This window comes from Halorubrum sp. SD690R, from assembly GCF_005435035.1.
Lineage (GTDB): Archaea > Halobacteriota > Halobacteria > Halobacteriales > Haloferacaceae > Halorubrum > Halorubrum ezzemoulense.
Genome location: NZ_SGTV01000001.1, coordinates 144,669 through 162,258 on the forward strand (window position 1 = coordinate 144,669; position 17,590 = coordinate 162,258).

Genomic DNA, 17,590 nt, shown 5'->3' on the forward strand with positions numbered 1-17,590 from the left:
GCGGCACGGTTTTTCTCCTCGACGTTCAATCGCGAGACATGCTGGTCTGCGGAACCCACCGCGGACTGTATCGGCTCGACGGACCGCACGACGACCCGACGCGGACGGCCGAGTGCGGCCGCGTCCACGAGGTCGCACCGAGCGGCGACGCGCGGCTCGCCGCGACCGCCGACGGGCTGTTCCGGTCGCCGGACGGCGAGGACTGGCGACCGCTCGACGGCCCGGACGACCCCGTCTCCGTGCTCGCCGGCCCCGAGACCGTGTTGGTCGGGACCGGCGACGCCGACGTGCTGCGCGCGCGACCGGCGACCGACGGGTGGCGCTTCGACCCGGTCGGCGACCTCGGCGCGCACCCGCACAGCGACCGCTGGCGGGACCGCGCGCCGAGCGGGGCGTCGAGCGTCAGGACGCTGGCCGTCCACCCGGACGACGGCGTCCTCGCGGGGTTAGAGCCCGGCGGCGTCTACGCGTTCGGCGGCGACTTCTGGCGGCGGTACGGGGAGGGCGTCCACGACGACGTCCACGACCTGCGCGTGCTCGGTGACGGGAGCGTGGTCGCCGCCACCGGGAACGGGCTCTATCGGACGGACGACGGCGACCGGTGGTACCGGCTCGATACCGATTTCCGCGACTTCTGGGCGAACTACTTCCGGGAGTCGGTCGTCCACGACGGCCGCCTCTACGCCAGTGCGAACCGCTGGGGACCGGAGGCGCCCGCGGGCGTGACCCTCTCGGCGGCCGCGGGCGACCCCGCGTTCGACGCCGTCGCCGATCCGTTGCCCGCCGCCGATCCGGCGTTCGCGATCTCCTGGGCGGTCGTCGACGGGGCGCTCGTCGGCGGGACGATGCGGGTCGACGAGGACGGGTTCGCGCCCGAGGCGTCGGCCCCGCTGATCCGCCGCGAGGGCGACAAGTGGACCCTCGGGGCCGAACTCCCGGCCGGCGTCACGTCGCTCTCGACCTGACCGTCCCGCGCCGCGGGGCCGCGGCGGCGACACCGTCAAGTCCGACTCGCCCCTACGGTCGGCGAATGCGGCTCGACGAGTTCATCGAGTACGAGGCGAACGAGCGGGCCGAGCGGCGGCGCCTCGCGAGCGAGAAGGACTACGGCATCCTCGATCACCTCGACTCCTTCGAGCGGCGCTTCGACGAGCACGTCTCCGACGACGCCGTCGTCGGGAGCGTCTCGCCGTCAATCTTCGTCGGCCGCGCCGACTACCCGAACGTCTCGACCGGCCTGCTCTCGCCGGTCGGCCGCGAGGAGCGGGCCGAGGCGTTCGAGACCTCCGCCGCGTGGTACGAGGAGGGCGTCTCCATCTCTGACGTGTTCGACCGTCGGACGAGCCTGCTCAACTCGACGCGGGGGGTCGACGTGGCGGACGCGGGGGCGAGCGGCGGGGTGAAGTCGGTCGGCGAGGGCGGACCGGCCGAGAGCGTTCACGACGCGTGGGACGGCTGGCTGGGCGTCCAGCGCGAGATCGCCATCGCGGACCGGCCGGTCGACGTGGAAATCGGGCTCGACGGCCGGCCGGACCTCGACTTCGAGGTCGGCACGGAAGACATCAAGACGCCGACCGGGCCGCGCGCGGCGGCGCGCACGGCCGACCTCGGCGAGAACCCGCACGTCCCGCGGCCGGTGAAGAAGACGCTCGAAGACGACGACTGGCGCGCGGAGGGGGCGATGACGTACCTCTACCGCCGCGGGTTCGACGTGTACGAGATCAACACGATCCTCTCGGCGGGGGCGCTCGGGCGCGGCGAGAACCGTCGGCTCGTCCCGACGCGCTGGTCGATCACGGCCGTCGACGACACGGTCGGCCAGTTCCTCCGCGGGTCGATCCGCGACAACCCGACGGTCGACCGGATCGAGGTCCACCGCAACGAGTACCTCGGCAACGCCTTCTGGGTGATCTTGGTGCCGGGGCGGTGGGAGTACGAGCTCGTCGAGATGAAGTCGCCCGGGTCGATCTGGAACCCGGACCCCGAAGCGGGGGTGTACCTCGCGGCCGCGAGCGAGGGCCGCGAGGGACGGACCGGCTACGTCGAGGAGACGGCGGGCGCATACTACGCGGCGCGGCTGGGCGTCTTGGAACACCTCGACGACCGCGGCCGGCAGGCGAAGGCGCTCGTCGTGCGCCACGTCTCCGACGACTACTGGGGTCCGGTCGGCGTGTGGCAGGTGCGCGAGGCCGTCCGCGACGCCTTCGAGGGGGAGCGGGGGACGGCGGAGACGTTCGGCGAGGCGGTCCGCGGCGTCGCCGACCACCTGCCCGTCTCGCTCGGCCGGCTCCGCCGGAAGTCGACGCTGGCGGCGGGGCTACAGGCGAACCTCGCGGACTTCGTCGACGCGGAGTGAACCGGCGGGCGAAGGGCCCTCGCCGCCGATCCGTTTTAGTCACGGGCCCGAGTGGGCGGCGTATGGTCCCTCTCGCCCTCGCGTTCGGCGGCGTCCCCGGCGGTCCGGAGCTGGTGATCGTCCTGATAATCGCCGTCCTCCTGTTCGGGGTCCCCCTCGTTCTCGTCGGGGGAGCGGTGCTCTACCTCACGACTCGGTCTGACGACGGGTCCGAGGACGGTGCGTCCGGAGCGGGAGGGCCCGACGCCGAGCGGATCGCGGAGCTGGAAGCGGAGGTCGAGCGGCTCCGAGAGAAGGTGGATGACGGGGCGCACGAGGAGGAGGGCGAGCGGGCCTGAGCGGCGCCGCCGCGTCGACGCACTCGCGGCGCGTCGATCAGTCCTCTGCCCAGTAGTACAGTTGCTCGCGCGGCGCGTCGCAGTTCGGGCAGTTCGCCGGGAGCTGGTCGCCGATCTCGCCCATCTCGCCGCACTCCCAACAGCGCCACATCACGTACGCGGTGCCGAACACGTCCCTGGCGTCGGTGAGCGCCAGCGTGTCGGTGCTCGACGGCGACGCGACGTAGAAGCCGTCGTCGTCGACGCCGCGGATCGACCCGAGCCGCTCGCCGTCCTCGTTGTACACCGCCTGTCCGATGCTCACGTCGGCGAATACGGGTTCTTCCGAGGCCATACGCGGCAATAAGTGCCGGTAGTACATAAGTGTGGTACCAAATGTCACGAAGCGTAGCGAGGAAAGTGGCGGCGAGGGGGCCGGAGCGTGGCCTCGGAGTCGGGACCGGCGGGACAAGCGATTCGACCGGAACAGGAGGTGCGACGGGGGTGGGGAGTCGGCGGAACCGGTCAGGCGACCGGCGTGCGCTCGACGACAGTCCCGTCGACGGTCGGGTACTGTTCGACGATCTCGCCTTCGTCGAGGTCGCCGTCCTCGATCATCTCCTCGAGGAGCCACCACGCGACCTCGACGTGGTTCGACTTGACGGTGTAGAACTCCTCGGGCACGCCGAGCGCCTCGAACCGCTCGGGGTCGGCGAACGCCTTCCCGTAGACGAGCGTCCCGTCGTCGGTCACCTCGTCGAACTCGCGGCGGATGTTCTTCGCCATCCGCTTGAGGCGGTTGCGGTGTTGGGCGGCGTCTTTGAACACCGACGTACAGAAGTACACCTTCTCGTGGCTCGCCATCTCTTCGAGGATGGCGTCGTCCTTCGACCCCTCGACGGCGGACATGTGGCCCTCCTGTAGTTCGAAGCCCTCCTCTTGCATCCGGCGATAGTTCCCGTCGGACATCTCGAACTCGTTGATGTTACAGAACTCGGCGGCGCCCTCGTCTAAGAACTCCAAGAACTCCGGCTCCGCGCGGATGCCGGGGATCTCGAAGGCGGGGGTGAGCCCCTCCTCGCGGGCGATGTGGAGGATCTCCTCCCACTCGGTGCCGTGCATGTCGCCCCACATCTCCAGCGGCGGGTGGAAGCGGATCTCGTCGAGGCCGGCCTCCGAGAGGCGGCGCATGTTCTCGCGGCCGCCCGTGATGCCCGTGTAGAGGTGGGTGTGGTGGTCCTCACCGAACTCGTCTTTCAGCAGTTCGAGGTACCGGGTCGTCTTCGCCATCGCCTCCTGCGGTTCGCCGCCGGTGATCGAGGTGCCGAGCGCGCTCATACGCTTGGCCTCCTCGATCACGTCGGAGTCGGACTCGACCTTCCGCTCGTTGGCGTACACGTCGGTGACGTTCTTCCGGTTCTCTCCGAGGGGGCAGTAGAAGCAGTCCCGCTGGTCGCAGTAGCCGTAGACGAAAAGCACCATCTTCCCGCCCTTGGCGCACTGTTCGCAGCCCTTGGAGATCATCTACCCCGTCCTACCGGCCGCGGCCTCAAAAAGCGTCCGAACCGCGCGCTCCCGAGAGAGCCGTTGGCACGGCGGAGCGGCACCGAACACAAAGTATGTACCCCCGCATGGTGTCAGTAGCGGCCATGAACCGGAACCCGAACGCCGAGAACGGCGCGGAGAACAGTAACGCGAGCGACGCGGTCACCCGTCGCCGGGCGCTCGCGGCCGGCGGTGCGGTCGGCCTCGTGAGCCTCGGCTGTACCGCGCTCGATGTCGCGACCGGCGACGGGCCCGCGGAGTTCGCCGCCGGCACCGCGACGGTGGCCGACGCGACGCTCTCGGAGAGCGGGTACGAGCTCAACGAGGTGTCCGACGAGACGATCTCCCGAGAGGTCGAGGCGGCCGGACAGACCCGAGAGGTCCGGGTGACGAACACCGTCGCGGAGTACGACAAGGCGGTCGAACTGCTCGGCGAGCGCTACCAGGCCGCCGTGTTCGCCGCGGTGACGACGCCGCAGATAGAGGTCCTCGGCCGGGCGCTCAACCCGATCGCGGAGATGGGAACCCGCGAGCGCGCCGAGCTCATCCTGAGCCGCTTCGAGAACGTCGGCGGCTTGGAGCGCGGCTCGGAGTACTCGACGAGCGTCCTCGACACCGACGCGGCGGTCGTCGTGTACACGGTCGACGCGGAGATCGAGGGGACGGGCGTGACCACCGAGCTGGAGCTCCACATCGGCGAACCGGTCGGCGTCGAGGACGACTTCGTCCTCCCGCTGGCGGCGTACCCGGCCGCGTTCAGCGACGGCGAGAACGTCCGCCGGATGATGAACGGGGTCGAACACGAGCCGACCGACGAGAGCTGACGGCGAGGCGACGCAGTCGGCGGATCGCGTGCGACGCGGAGGGGCGACGCGAGCCGAAAACATATGTCGTCCCCTCGCGTAGCCCCGTTCGATGCTGCTCGTCCTCTGCGTCGACCTCGACGACGACCTCGGCCGCAAGACGGGGATCCCCACGCCCGTCATCGGCGACGAGGACGTCACCGAGGCCGCGGTCGCGCTCGCGACCGCCGACCCCGAGGACTCCGACGTCAACGTCCTCTTCCAGGGCGTCAACGTCCACGACGAGCTGGCCGCCGACGGCGAGGCCGTCGAGGTCGCCGCCGTCACCGGCGTCGACGGTCCCGACGTGAAGGCGAACCGCGCGGTCGGCCAGGAGGTCGACCGCGTGCTCGCCGAGCTGTCGACCGGCGAGGAGGTCTCCGCGGTCGTGATCACCGACGGCGCCCAAGACGAGTCGGTCCTCCCCGTGATCCGGTCGCGGATGCCGATCGACGGGATGCGGCGCGTCGTCGTCAGACAGGCGCAGGACCTCGAGTCGCTGTACTACACGATCAAGCAGGTCCTCGCCGACCCGGAGACCCGCGGCACGATCCTCATTCCACTCGGCGTCCTGCTGTTGATCTACCCGCTCGTCGTGGTCGCGAACCTCTTCGACGTGGCGGGGGCGGCCGTGCTGGGGATCCTCTCCGGCGCGGTGGGGCTCTACTCGCTGTTCCGCGGGCTGGGGCTCGAAGACAGCGTCGACGGCGCCGCGGAGAGCGTCCGGAACGTCCTCTACACCGGCCGCGTGACCCTCGTCACCTACGTCGTCGCGCTCGCGCTGGTCGTCGTCGGCGGCGTACAGGGAGTCGAGACCGTCGACGCCGTCGGCGGGGTTCAGGGGAGCTCGCTCGCCGCCGGCACCACCCTCGCCGCGTTCGTCCACGGCTTCGTCCAGTGGCTCGGCGTCGCGGGCGTCACCTCCAGCCTCGGGCAGATCACCGACGAGTACCTCGCCGGCCGGTTCCGGTGGCGCTACCTCAACGCCCCCTTCTACGTGGTCTCCATCGCCGTCGTGCTGTTCGCGGTGTCGGGGTTCTTCCTCCCGGACGCGCCGGGCGTGAGGGCGCTCGGGCTCTCGGAGCTGGCGATGGCGCTCGCGGCGGGGACGCTCATCGGCGTGTTGAGCACGCTCGCGTTCGCGGTCGCCGAGTCACAGCTCCCGTCGGCCGAACCGGTGTGACGCCGCCACGGCGGCGCCGAGGGCGATCCGCGGCGCCCGCCGTCGGACGGGTCGGGCCGGGCCGGTCTGCCAGCCGATGAATCGGTCGAATCCGTACGTGAACCCGAGGGACAGCGCGGCGAACACGACCCGGCAAAACACGTCGAACGCGCCGGTGAACGCGAGGACGTTGAAGACGTACGAGAGCGACGCTCTGACGAATCCGGCGACGAGGAGGGTACGGCGGTCGTCCATGGGGTCCGCTCGACGCTCCGCAGGTTACCCTTCTGTCGGGAAACCGCCCCGACCCGACCGTCTCTCGGTGTCGCCAGCGCGCTCGCGACGACGTGGCAGACTATCGCGGCGTCCAATCGTCGCAGGCTTCCATGTCGTCCATCAGCTCGTCGTAGCGGCCGCAGTAGGGGCGCATCCCGTCGTCGGTCCGGACGTAGTCGAACTCCGCGCAGTTGCCGCAGTAGGCGTCTCCGGGCCCCTCACGCGCGGCGGGAGAGCCGGGCGCGGGCGCGGACTCCGGCGTGGTCGGGGACTCCGGCCCGTCCGTCGGCCCCGCGTCGTCCAACGGCGAGGTGATGTCGCTGTCGGCGCTGCCGCCGTCGCTCACGCCCGGCGACCCGGGGACGGAGCGACCGCTCGCCCCGGAGCGCCCCCCGCTACTCGTTCGTCCCGGACGGTCCGACCGCTCGGCGCCGCTCGGCGCTCCCGCTCCGTCGCTGTTCGGCGTTCCCGCTCCGCCCGACCGGTCGGTGCCGCGCGGCGTTCCAGACGAGTTCCCTCCAGAAGGCGGGCTCGAACGCGACGGCGCGGCGCCCGGGGAGTCACTCTCGGCGTCGTCGGGGCGGTTCGTCTGCGTCTCGATCTCGCCGTCGGGGGTCCCGCCGAGGAGGCCGACGCCGCCGCGGCTCCCGAGCTGGTCGCGGGAGACCTCGACGACCTTCGTCTCGCCCTTGTGGGTCACCTCCATCGTGACGGTGCCGCCGGGGTCGTTGCGGGTCTTGAAGTTGGCGACGCCGACGAAAACGCTCCACAGCGTCGTCGCGGCGCCGAGGAAGTAGACGCCGGCGGTGGGGAGGGTGAGGTCGGTCAGCTCCGGGCGCGGGCCGCCAACCCACTGCTGGGGGTACGCGTGCGCGAACAGCGCCACGCCGAGGCACATGACGGCCGCACCGACGACGGCCGCGGCGTAGGTGTTGCGGTCGGCCGGGAGGACCGCCATCACGCCGAGCAACACGAGGGGAACGCCGACGCCGCCGAGGATTCCGCCGAGCTGCCGGGCCGCGCCGGAGCTGTAGCCCGCCGGCACCGCCACCTCCGCCGCCACGAGGATGCCCGCGACGACGAGCAGCGCGCCCGCGGCGAACGCCCCCACGCCGAGGTACAGCCGTCGCGGGTCGACCCCGGAGCGCCCCCGTCCGCCGTACGCCTCCGAGAGACTGGTCATGGGCGGGGTACGTCGTCCACCCTGAAAACAGTACGTCAGACGATCACCCGCGGAAGCGGGCGAGGGCGCGGGGCGCACATGCGGGCGACCGACGGCGGCGACCGCTCGCGGATCCGGCCCCCGTGTAGAGCGCGCGGTCGGGCGTCGAGCGTGGATCGATACGCGACCGCCGGATAGGCGGGGTATCGGCGACTGAACGTGTGAAATGCGAGTGTTGCCACCGGATTTATCACCTCCAGACGCGATCATTCGTCAATTGGTAGCACAGATGGAGCCGATAACCGAACCGATCCGCGTCCTGTACGTCGACGACGAGCCGGAGTTCGCAGAGATGGCTGCGACCTTTCTCGAACGCGAAGACGACCGGTTCGACGTCGAGATCGTACCGAGCGGGACCGAGGGATCAGCGAGGCTCGCAAACGAGGCGTTCGACTGTGTGATATCCGATTACGAGATGCCGGGCCGGAACGGGATCGAGTTCCTCCAGGCCGTCCGCGACGATCACCCCGACCTCCCGTTCATTCTCCACACCGGCAAGGGAAGCGAGGAGGTCGCCAGCGACGCGATCTCGGCCGGCGTCACCGATTACATTCAGAAGAAGGGGAACGCCGATCAGTACGCGCTCCTCGCCAACCGGATCCTGAACGCCGTCGAGGCGCACCGATCGCGGCGTATCGCGGCGGAGCGAACGCGGCGGTTAGAGACGCTCATCGGCAACCTTCCGGGGATGGTCTACCGATGTCGGAACGAACCGGAGTGGCCGATGGAGACCGTCAGGGGCGAAGTCGAGGCCCTCACCGGGTACAGCGCCGGCGCGATCGAAGGCGACGGCGGGGTCGTCTGGGGCGACGACATCCTCCACCCGGACGACAGAGAGGAGATGTGGGCAACCGTCCAAGCGGAACTCTCCGCGGGCGACACCTTCGAGGTCACCTACCGTATCATCACCGAGGGCGGCGAGACGAAGTGGATGTGGGAGCGCGGACGGGGCGTGTACACGGACGACGGCGAACTGGACGCCTTGGAGGGGTTCATCACCGACATCACCGAGCGGAAACAGCGTGAACAGGAACTCGCGAAGAGCGAGTCTCGGTACCGAACGCTCGCGGAGAACTTTCCGAACGGCGCCGTCTTCTACGTCGACGGCGAGTTTCGGTATGAGATCGTCTCCGGAGGTGGCTTCGACCCGCTCGACACCGTCCCCGACGACATCGTGGGTCACAGCGTCTCCGAGGTCGAACGGTTCTCCGAGGAGCTCGTTGAGACGATCGAGGCGATCCACGAGGCGACGCTGGCCGGACGGTCCGAGCGCGTCGAGGTGCCGTACGAGGATCGGGTCTTCGAGGTACGCACGGCGCCGGTGCGCGAGGACGGCGACGTCGTCGCCGGGTTACACATCGCGCGGGACATCACCGAGCGGCGGGAACGCGAGGAAGAGCTACAGCGACAGAACGAGCGCTTAGAGAAGTTTGCGAAGGTCGTCAGCCACGACCTCCGGAACCCGCTGAACGTGGTCGAAGGGCGGCTCGAACTGGCCCGAGCCGAGTGCGACAGCGACCAGCTCGTCGAGGCCGAGAGTGCGCTCGAACGCGGTCAGGCGCTCGTCGACGACCTGTTGTCGTTGGCGCGCGAGGGAAAGGTCGTCACCGAGGCCGAGCCCGTTCTCCTGAAGCCGATAGTCGAGCAGTGCTGGGCGAGCGTCGAAACCGCCGACGCGACGCTGAACGTCGACGCTGACCAAGCGGTGATGGCCGACCGGAGCCGGCTGAAGCAGCTCCTCGAGAACCTGATCCGGAACGCGGTCGACCACGTCGGTCCGGAGGTGACGGTCGAGGTCGGGCGCCTCGCGGACGGGTTCTACGTCGCGGACGACGGTCCCGGAATCGTCGCAAACGACCAGGAAACAGTGTTCGAGTCGGGGTATTCGACGGTGCCGGACAACACCGGGTTCGGGCTGGCGATCGTCGACGAAATCGCGGACGCGCACGGGTGGGACGTGACCGTCACCGAAAGCGCGTCCGGCGGCGCGCGGTTCGAGATCACCGGGGTCCAGTTCGACACGTAGACCCGGCGTCGCGGGCGCCCGGGCGGGCGTCCGAGAGCCGGAGACGCGTCGTAACGCGGAGCGTGCGTCGACGGCTGACCTAGCCCGACCGGCCCCGTCGCGCGCCGCTCAGACGAGCGCGTCGACGTCGACGTTGTCGGCGAGCAGTTCGGCCATCCGGTCGACCGTGCGAACGTCGCGGGTGCGGCCGCCGCGGACGACCTCCTCGGCGCGGTCGATGGCGGTGACCGTGTCCGTGTTCACGGCGAGGACGGGCGTGCCGGCGTCGGCGGCCTTGCCCAGCACCGCGCCGGAGGGGCGGTGCCCGCCGGTGAGGACGAGGCAGGCCACGCCGGAGGCGTCGAGCGCCGCGGTCTGGACGTCCGCGCGGTCGCCGCCGGTGATGACGGCGGCGTCGCGGGCGCGCCGGAAGTAGCGGAGCGCCTCGTCGCCGCCCATCGCGCCGACGAGGAAGCGCTCGACGAAGGCGTCGGTCGACGCGTCGGTGAGGAGCTCGGCGCCGAGCTCGTCCGCGAGCTCACCGACCGTGACGCCCGCGAGCTCCTTCTCGTACGGGAGCGCGCCGAACACGGTGACCCCCTTCGATTCGAGGAACGGGATGCCGTCCTGATCGAGCGACTCGAAGGCGTCGTCGGACACCTTGTTGAACACGACGCCGGCGAGGCGGTCGCCGAACGCGTCGGCGGCCGCCAGCACGTCGTCTAAGTCGTTCGGCGAGCCGTACTCGGCGACGAGCACGACGTTCGCGTCGAGCAGCTCCGCCACGTCGACGTCGGTGAGGTCCACGACGCCGCCGGTGGTCCAGCTGCCGCCGCCCTCGACGAACACCTGGTCGTGGTCGGCCGCGATGTCGTCGTACTCCTCGCGAATGCGGTCGCGCAGGGCCTCGGAGTCCTCGGTGCCGCGGATGGCGCCCTCGACGAACGTCGGCGAGTAGACGACGGGCTCCATCTGGTGCATCTCGGCGTCCAAGCCGAGCACCTCGCGGGCGAGCATCGGGTCTTGGTCGAGCGTCTTCCCGACGTTCGACTGGAGCCGGGTCCCCTTCGGTTTCATGTAGCCGACGCTGCTGTCCTGGTCGGCGGCGAGCCGCGCTAAGGCGACGGTGATCGCTGTCTTTCCGGCGCTGTCTCCGGTCGCGGTGACGAGTGTGGTGGGTGTGTCAGTCATTGGTGGGTTCCTCCGCGTCGAGCGGCTGTTGTTCGGTCTCCGCCGGATCGAGCTCCTGCGGGTCGACGGTGAGTCTCACGTCGACGGCGGCGGCGTTCGTGCCGCCGTCGCCGTCGGGCAGTGCGACGAGGGGGTTGATATCGAGTTCGAGGATGGCCGGGAAGTCGGTGACCAGCTGCGAGAGCCGGCCGATCGTCTCGATCACGGCGTCGACGTCGACCGGGTCGCGGCCGCGGGCGCCCCGGAGCAGGGGCGCCGACTGGATCTCCTCGGTCATCTCCCGCGCTTCGGGCTCGGAGACGGGCGCGACGCGGAAGGTGGTGTCCTCCATCACTTCCACGAAGATGCCGCCCAGCCCGAACATCAGCAGCGGGCCGAACTGCGGGTCGCGGTTCATCCCGACGATGGTCTCGACGCCGTCGTCGAGGTCGACCATCTCCTGAACCTGGACGCCGAGGACGGTCGCGTCCGGCTGGTAGTTGCGGGCGCGGGTGATCAGGTCCTCGTAGGTGTCGGCCACGTCGTCGTCCGCGACGCCGACGGCGACGCCGCCGATGTCGGACTTGTGGAGGATGTCCGGCGAGACGATCTTCATCACCACGTCGCCGTCGACGCCCTCGGCGACCTCGCGGGCGCGCTCGGGCGAGTCGACGATGGCGCCGTCGGGCGTGGGGATGCCGTACGCGTCGAGCAGCTCCATCGCCTCGACGCCCAAGCGGTTGTCATCGCGGTCGCGCACCGCTCCGAGGATCTCGCGGGCGCGCTCGCGGTCGACGTCGAACGACATCGGGTCGGCGTACTCGCGCGCCTTGATGTCGCGGTAGGTGGCGAGCGTCGCGAGACTGTCGATAGCGCGCGCGGGATCGAAGTAGCAGGGGATCCCCCGCGCCTGAAGCTGCTGTTTCGGCTCGCGGGTGCGGTCGCCGCCCATCAGGCAGGCGGCAACGGGCGCGTCCATCTCGTCGCTCACGTCGGTGATCGCGTCCGCGAGCTCGTCGAAGTCGATCGTCGCGGTCGGCGCGGCCAACACGAGGGCGGCGCCGACGTTGTCGTCGGTGACCGTGATCTCCAACGCCTCTCGGAACCGGTCGACGTCGGCGTCGCCGATCACGTCGACCGGGTTGTGGATGTTCGCCTCGTCGGGCATCGACTCGGCGAGCGCGTCGCTCGTCTCGCTCGTGAACGACGCCATGTCGAGGTCGGCGTCGCCGACCGCGTCGGTCGCCATCACGCCGGGGCCGCCGGCGTTCGTGACGATGGCGACGCTGTCGGTGTCGGGGAGGGGCTGGCTGCCCAAGATCCCCGCGGCGTCGAACAGCTCGTCGACCGACTCCGCGCGGATCACGCCCGCCTGATCGAGCCCCGCCTCGTACGCCTTGTCGGAACCGGCGAGCGTGCCGGTGTGCGAGGAGGCGGCCTGCGCGCCGGCGCTCGTGCGCCCCGACTTCACCGCGACGATCGGGGTGTCCTGTGAGGTCTCGCGGGCGGTCTCGATGAACTCGCGGCCGTCCTCGATCCCCTCGAGGTAGCCGATGATCACGTCGGTCTCCTCGTCGTCACCCCAGTGGTCGACGAAGTCCGTCTCGTCTAAGACGGCCTTGTTACCGAGCGAGACGACATCCTTGAATCCGATCCCGTTGTCGTTGGCCCAGTCGAGGACCGCGGTGACGAACGCGCCGGACTGGCTCATGAAGGAGAGCCCGCCGGGGAGCGCGTTCTCCGGGCCGAACGTGGCGTTCATGCCCGAGGGCGTCGACATGATCCCCAGGCTGTTTGGGCCGACGAGGTTGAGGTCGTACTCGTCGGCTAGCTCCGCGAGGCGACGCTCCCTCGCCGCTCCGTCCTCTCCAGTCTCCCCGAACCCGGCGGTGATCACGACGACGTTGCGGACCCCCGCCTCCCCGCACGCCTCGATGGCGTCCAACACGATCGAGGGGGGGACGACGACGACCGCGACATCGGCGTCAGCGTCGGCGACGTCGTCGACACAGGGCGTGTCGAGCACCGCGTCGTAGTTCGGGTTGACGGGGACCGTGTCGCCGTCGAAGTCGTCGAGGAGATTCGACGTGACGGCGCGGCCGACGGCCCCTTCGCGGGCGGTCGCGCCGACGACGGCGACCCGGTCCGGGTCGAACAGCTCGTTGAGCGTACCCATCAACCCGAGAGTACGCGAAGCGACGGCTTAAGATCGGTGGGACGTTCTTCGGAATCGGAGTCAACGGTGAACGATCGATCGGGTTTCGGTTAACCGTTCGTGGATCCCGGCGGTGAGTCGGGGGGGCCGTCGAGATCCGCGGCAGTCTCGGACGCGGAGAGGCCGGAGTCAATCGGCTCCGAGCCGGTGGGCTCCGGATCGGCCGACTCCGCGCCGCCGGCTTCGGATTCGGGCTGGGTGGTCCCGGCGTCGGAGGGGGGCGACTCGGCGGTCTCGGCGTCAGCCGAGGGCGACTCGGCGACCTCAACATCGGACGGTGGCGAACTGACGACCGGCGTCATCTCCCCCGCGTCCGGTCCGGCTGGCCTCGGGCGGGCGTCCGGCGCGACCGGATGGGTCCGATCCACCGTCGAGTCGCCGGGGTCACAGTCGGCGTCGGGGACACAGATCGTCACCTCGTTGCCGTCGGCGCCGGCGTCGAACGCCAAGTCGCCGCCGGACCGATCGGCGATCCAGTAGACGAGCCACAGCCCCATCCCGCCGGTGTGTCTGAGGTCGTCCATCTTCCACCGGTCGGTGATCGGGTCCCGCTCGGCCGGGGGGATCGGCGGCGCGTTGTCGCGGACCGCGATCTTGACCCGGTCGGCGGGCGCGGTGACCTCGATCTCGACGCTCGGCGCCGCCTCGGCGTGTTCGATCGCGTTCTCGATCAGTTCGGCGATCGCGTAGTCGAGCTCGGGGTGCGTGAACGCCCGCACGTCGCCGGGGCAGGAGACCGATATCTCCGCGGTCGGACTCGACCGGTCGTCGACGGCGTCCGCCACCGCGCTCTCGACGAGCGGCGCGACCCGGAGGGGTTGCGGGTGTTCGTGGTGGCGGAGGAGGTCGATCACGCCGCGCTGTTTCTCGGCGGTCGTCAACAGGTCGTCGGCGACCCGGCGAACCGTCTCCGCGTGGTCGATCAGGTCGGCGGCGAGTTCGGCCAGGTCGAACTCGTCGGGAACGACACCGCGTTCCTCGGTCGCCGTCGCGCTGACGGCGTCTTCGACGCGGTCGGCGATGCGCTCCGCGGTGCCGTCGACGATATTCATGTCGTTGCGGATCGTGTGTCGGAGAAGGTTGTCCATCACCGTGAGCTGACGCTCGCGGCGGTACTCGTCCGTGACATCGCGGGCGAAACCGGTGACGGCGACGACCTCGCCGTCCTCCCACACGGGGCGCGAGGGCACCCTGACCCAGGTGGTCCGCCCATCGGCCGGCCCGATCCGGTAGTCGAGGTTCGTCGGCTCGCCGTCGGAGAGCCGCTCCATCGCGTCCTCGACGGCCGGACGGTCGTCGGGGTGAACCGCGGCGAGGAACATCTGCGGGCGCCGTTCGAGCGCGTCCGGCTCGATCCCGAACACGGATTCGAGCGCGCCGTTGACGAATAACAGGTCCTCCAAGTCGGCGCTGAACATCCAGAGCACGTCCGGCGACGTCGACGCGATCGTCTCCAAGCGCCGGCGTGACTCGACCTCAAGGGTGACGTCGCGAGAACTCAGCGCGTAGCCGTCGAGGCCGGTCTCCGACGGCGGAAACACGCGGGTGCGAAACCACACCCAGTCGCCGTCGGCAGTCGCGTAGCGGTACTCCAACGGCGATTCCGGGGCGGTTCCGCCGGCGACGAGGGCCTCGAACGCCGTCCGAACGCGGTCGGCGTCGTCGGGGTGAATCAAGTCGAAGGCGTCGGTCCCGACGAGCGTGTCGGGGTCGAACCCGAGCAACTCGCGGGTGGCCGCGTTGAGGTATCGGAACCGGCCCTTCTCGTCGATCACCGCGACCTTGTCCTGCGCAAGGTCGACGAGGGTTTCGGGTTCCGGTGAGCGGGACATACGGAACACCTTCGAGAACTGGCGTATAAGCGTGGCCGCGTGATTATCAGGTGCGAAAACGGTCGCCGACGAACCGCCGGGCGAACGCGCCCTGATCGCACCTCCGGGAGGCCGATCCGTCGCGCCGTGGCAGATCAGTCGGCCGAGACGCCGGGGGCGTTGAGCGCGGCGGCAAGCGGGTCGGCCCCCTCGTCGTCGACCGCGAGCGAGACGCCGTCGTCGCCGAACTCGATCGCGGCCTCGGCGGCATCGCGGACGTACTCGGCGGCGTGGTCGCCGTCCGGGTCGAGCCGAACCCCCTCGGCGAGCAGCGGCGTCTCGCTCAGCAGCTCAACCTTCCGGTAGGCGGTCGAGAGGGCGATGTCGCAGTCGTCGGCGAGTTCGCTCGTCGTCTTCGGCGTCGCCGCGGCGGCGAGGATCGCCCGACAGTCGGCGTCGGCGAGCGCCTCGAACGTCGCGTCGAGCGCCGCGTCTCCCTCGGTCGTCGTCGTGGCGTCGGTCGTGCGCGGGGGGCGTTTCATACCTGTACGTTACGGCTACAGCCTCCCGAACTGTGGCCCCTCATATGCGGGGAGTTTTATACCCGACCGCGCGCCCGCCAACGTTTTTGCCCGGCGCGGGCACGGACGAACGAGATGGGATCGGGAATCCGGGCGGAGGTCTCGCTGCCGACCGCGGCGGCCTCGCCGTTCGACGGCGTCGTCGACGGAACGACGCCCGTCACGGGCGTCACGCGGTGTACGCCCGCCGACGACCGCGAGCGAGTGGTCGTGGAGTTCATCGCGGACGCGGACCTCTCGGTCGCCGAGGGAGTCGAAGTGGTCTTCGACTACGGCGGCCGAGCGGCCTACCGGTTCGAGGCGGCGGTCGACCCGGACTCGCCGTTCGCCGTCCTCGACCGCCACGAGACGCCCGTCTCGGAGGCGGTGGTCCGCGACGGGCGGCTGCGCGTCACCTTCCACGCGAGCGACTTGCCGACACTGCGGTCGGTGTTGGAGGCGTTCCGCGAGGCGTGTCCGGAGATGGAGGTGCTACGCCTGCTCCAGTCGTCGACGACGCCGACGGAGTCGGACTTGGTGACCGTCGACCGGAGCGAACTGACGGAGCGCCAACGCGAGGTGCTCGAAGCCGCCTACGAGGCGGGGTACTTCGACCACCCGAAGGGCGCCAACGCCGGCGAGGTCGCGGCGTCGCTGGGCATCGGTCGGTCGACGTTCACCGAGCACGTCGCCGCCGCCCAGCGGAAGCTGTTCCGGTCGCTGCTTGACTAAGGATCGATTATCACATTCCGACGCCGCGAGAATCCGAGGTCCGTTTGATGGGCATGGGGAGCGTACGCACGGGTATGACGGGGCGATCCACCCACACCTTCGTCTGCCCGGAGTGTCGGCGCTCGATCGAGGTGGACGACGCGATGCGGGCGACGCTACTCGAGACGGGCTGTGTCGTCTGCGGGGCGCCGGTCACCGAGGAGGACATCGGCGAGGCGCCGACGATCAGCTGAACGGAGTCGGCCGGCGACCGCCGCAGAGCCTCCGCCGTCGTCCGCACCGCAGAGACGCCTCCCCGCTGTCCCCGCGCTGCGCGCCGTCTCGTTCCCTTTATCAACTCGTGGGAAGAAGGTTCGATATGCCGACGAACAGCGAGGTCGAGATGTCGTCGACCGAGGTGGACGCACACCTGTCTCGCCACGAGACGGGCGTTCTCGCGCTCGCGCGCGACGACGCGCCGTACGCGATCCCGATCTCCTACGGGTACGACGCGGACGAGCGCGCGTTGTACCTCCGGCTGGTGTCGACGCCCGACAGCGAAAAGCGCGGGTTCCTCGCGTCGACGCCGCGGGCCCGCGTGGTCGTCTACGAGGACGAAGACGACGAATATGCCAGCGTCGTCGGCGTCGGCACCCTCGAACGCGTCGACCTCGACGAGCTCACCCCCGAAACTATCGCCCAGTACGGTGAGACGCAGCGTCCCCTCTTCGAGATCTGGGCCGACGACAAGCCGGACCTCGACATCGAACTCTACCGCTTTGCGCCCCAAGAACTGACCGGACGGAGGGTCGTTGTCGAGCGCGACGAGGCGTAGGGATTTTCCGATTAGGTTTGTATTTAATCCAAACTAATTTTTCTGCCGTCTCATGGGAAGCGCAGAAGTCAGGCTGTTTGACACCCTCCCCGCGCTGAAGCGCAAAGATTCCCACGGCACCGCACCACTGGGTTGGGATATTGTAGTTTACCTGAATTGAGGCGCTGAGGCCCCTTCCTCAACGAACGAGCGAAGCGAGTGAGTAGAGAGAGGATACAGTGTTCACAGGAGCAGCTCTTGTGTGCGGACGAGACGCAAGAGCGTGGCATTCAGCGTGGACTCCCGTTTTAACTGCCCAAGGTAGTAGGCGAGGATCCGCCATTCACATTTAACGCCTCGCTGTCCAATCACACGCCTACGGATGCGCCTCTATGCCTAGACTTTTGCTGGTCGCAGAGGTACTTCAGCCCGATATCCTTCACCGCATTATTTCACTACTCGATCAAAACGAAAGGTGTCGACGACGCACCCGGACCGATGCCAAGTCAGGTAACCGTACACACTAGTACAGATCCCAGAGTAGCATCGCCGACAACAACCGGTGACTCTTGCTGGATAGATAG

The 17,590-nt window shown here is 69.5% G+C and carries 17 protein-coding genes and 1 pseudogene; 9 read left to right on the plus strand and 9 right to left on the minus strand.

Going from position 1 to position 17,590, the window contains the following annotated elements; all coding sequences use genetic code 11:
* The first annotated feature begins 38 nt into the window (after nt 1-38).
* From EXE41_RS00735 to EXE41_RS00745, 3 genes are all read left to right on the plus strand, one after another.
* Nucleotides 39-965, plus strand: a complete 927-nt coding sequence (locus EXE41_RS00735; RefSeq protein WP_137690022.1) for a hypothetical protein — start codon at nt 39-41, stop codon at nt 963-965.
* A 65-nt stretch (nt 966-1,030) separates the two neighbouring features.
* Nucleotides 1,031-2,356 (plus strand): DNA repair protein NreA, encoded by a 1,326-nt coding sequence (nreA, locus tag EXE41_RS00740; RefSeq protein WP_086216069.1) that lies wholly within the window; start codon nt 1,031-1,033, stop codon nt 2,354-2,356.
* A gap of 62 nt (nt 2,357-2,418) precedes the next feature.
* Nucleotides 2,419-2,694 carry a preprotein translocase subunit TatA gene (locus EXE41_RS00745; protein WP_049931364.1) on the plus strand — a complete coding sequence of 92 codons (276 nt, stop codon included), beginning with the start codon at nt 2,419-2,421 and terminating at the stop codon, nt 2,692-2,694.
* Between the two features lie 37 nt (nt 2,695-2,731).
* Here EXE41_RS00745 and EXE41_RS00750 read toward each other — a convergent pair whose 3' ends face one another.
* Nucleotides 2,732-3,028, minus strand: a complete 297-nt coding sequence (locus EXE41_RS00750; RefSeq protein ID WP_049931363.1) for a rubredoxin-like domain-containing protein — start codon at nt 3,026-3,028, stop codon at nt 2,732-2,734.
* 170 nt (nt 3,029-3,198) lie between these two features.
* On the minus strand, nt 3,199-4,197 hold the full coding sequence (locus tag EXE41_RS00755; protein WP_086220720.1) for a radical SAM protein: 999 nt from the start codon (nt 4,195-4,197) through the stop codon (nt 3,199-3,201).
* A 125-nt stretch (nt 4,198-4,322) separates the two neighbouring features.
* Here EXE41_RS00755 and EXE41_RS00760 point away from each other — a divergent pair, with 125 nt between their 5' ends.
* Together EXE41_RS00760 and EXE41_RS00765 are read left to right on the plus strand one after the other, a co-directional pair.
* Nucleotides 4,323-5,042 carry a DUF6517 family protein gene (locus EXE41_RS00760; RefSeq protein ID WP_137690023.1) on the plus strand — a complete coding sequence of 240 codons (720 nt, stop codon included), beginning with the start codon at nt 4,323-4,325 and terminating at the stop codon, nt 5,040-5,042.
* Between the two features lie 91 nt (nt 5,043-5,133).
* Nucleotides 5,134-6,243 (plus strand): DUF373 family protein, encoded by a 1,110-nt coding sequence (locus tag EXE41_RS00765; protein ID WP_137690024.1) that lies wholly within the window; start codon nt 5,134-5,136, stop codon nt 6,241-6,243.
* Here the strand turns inward: EXE41_RS00765 and EXE41_RS00770 are convergent.
* Together EXE41_RS00770 and EXE41_RS00775 are read right to left on the minus strand one after the other, a co-directional pair.
* Nucleotides 6,214-6,477: a hypothetical protein gene (locus EXE41_RS00770; RefSeq protein WP_137690025.1), complete on the minus strand. Its 264-nt coding sequence runs from the start codon at nt 6,475-6,477 to the stop codon at nt 6,214-6,216. The genes EXE41_RS00765 and EXE41_RS00770 overlap by 30 nt on opposite strands.
* Before the next feature lie 100 nt (nt 6,478-6,577).
* Nucleotides 6,578-7,681, minus strand: a complete 1,104-nt coding sequence (locus EXE41_RS00775; protein ID WP_137690026.1) for a hypothetical protein — start codon at nt 7,679-7,681, stop codon at nt 6,578-6,580.
* A gap of 268 nt (nt 7,682-7,949) precedes the next feature.
* On the opposite strand from EXE41_RS00775, the gene EXE41_RS00780 reads away from it, so the two are divergent.
* A complete protein-coding gene (locus tag EXE41_RS00780; protein ID WP_158294377.1) occupies nt 7,950-9,746 on the plus strand; it encodes a response regulator in 1,797 nt (598 codons plus the stop codon).
* Between the two features lie 108 nt (nt 9,747-9,854).
* Here EXE41_RS00780 and EXE41_RS00785 read toward each other — a convergent pair whose 3' ends face one another.
* The 4 genes from EXE41_RS00785 to EXE41_RS00800 all read right to left on the minus strand — a co-directional run bounded on the left by EXE41_RS00785 (nt 9,855) and on the right by EXE41_RS00800 (nt 15,463).
* Complete coding sequence (locus EXE41_RS00785; RefSeq protein ID WP_089308071.1) at nt 9,855-10,916, minus strand: phosphotransacetylase family protein; 1,062 nt, start codon at nt 10,914-10,916, stop codon at nt 9,855-9,857.
* Nucleotides 10,909-13,071: an acetate--CoA ligase family protein gene (locus tag EXE41_RS00790; RefSeq protein ID WP_094583577.1), complete on the minus strand. Its 2,163-nt coding sequence runs from the start codon at nt 13,069-13,071 to the stop codon at nt 10,909-10,911. The genes EXE41_RS00785 and EXE41_RS00790 overlap by 8 nt, the downstream gene beginning before the upstream one ends.
* Nucleotides 13,072-13,160: 89 nt before the next feature.
* Nucleotides 13,161-14,942, minus strand: coding sequence for a PAS domain-containing sensor histidine kinase (locus EXE41_RS00795; protein ID WP_137690028.1), 1,782 nt, complete (start codon nt 14,940-14,942; stop codon nt 13,161-13,163).
* A 134-nt stretch (nt 14,943-15,076) separates the two neighbouring features.
* Nucleotides 15,077-15,463, minus strand: a complete 387-nt coding sequence (locus tag EXE41_RS00800) for a helix-turn-helix domain-containing protein (RefSeq protein ID WP_049931354.1) — start codon at nt 15,461-15,463, stop codon at nt 15,077-15,079.
* Between the two features lie 114 nt (nt 15,464-15,577).
* Between EXE41_RS00800 and EXE41_RS00805 the strand changes: the two genes are divergently transcribed.
* The 3 genes from EXE41_RS00805 (at nt 15,578) to EXE41_RS00810 (ending at nt 17,027) form a co-directional block, all read left to right on the plus strand.
* Nucleotides 15,578-16,213 (plus strand): helix-turn-helix domain-containing protein, encoded by a 636-nt coding sequence (locus EXE41_RS00805; RefSeq protein WP_137690029.1) that lies wholly within the window; start codon nt 15,578-15,580, stop codon nt 16,211-16,213.
* 74 nt (nt 16,214-16,287) lie between these two features.
* Nucleotides 16,288-16,446 (plus strand): hypothetical protein, encoded by a 159-nt coding sequence (locus EXE41_RS19160; RefSeq protein ID WP_007345024.1) that lies wholly within the window; start codon nt 16,288-16,290, stop codon nt 16,444-16,446.
* A 125-nt stretch (nt 16,447-16,571) separates the two neighbouring features.
* Nucleotides 16,572-17,027, plus strand: coding sequence for a pyridoxamine 5'-phosphate oxidase family protein (locus EXE41_RS00810; RefSeq protein ID WP_137690030.1), 456 nt, complete (start codon nt 16,572-16,574; stop codon nt 17,025-17,027).
* Nucleotides 17,028-17,374: 347 nt separating this feature from the next.
* On the opposite strand, the pseudogene EXE41_RS19985 reads toward EXE41_RS00810, so the two are convergent.
* A pseudogene (locus tag EXE41_RS19985) lies at nt 17,375-17,455 on the minus strand (transposase); the annotation flags it as partial.
* Nucleotides 17,456-17,590: the final 135 nt, after the last annotated feature.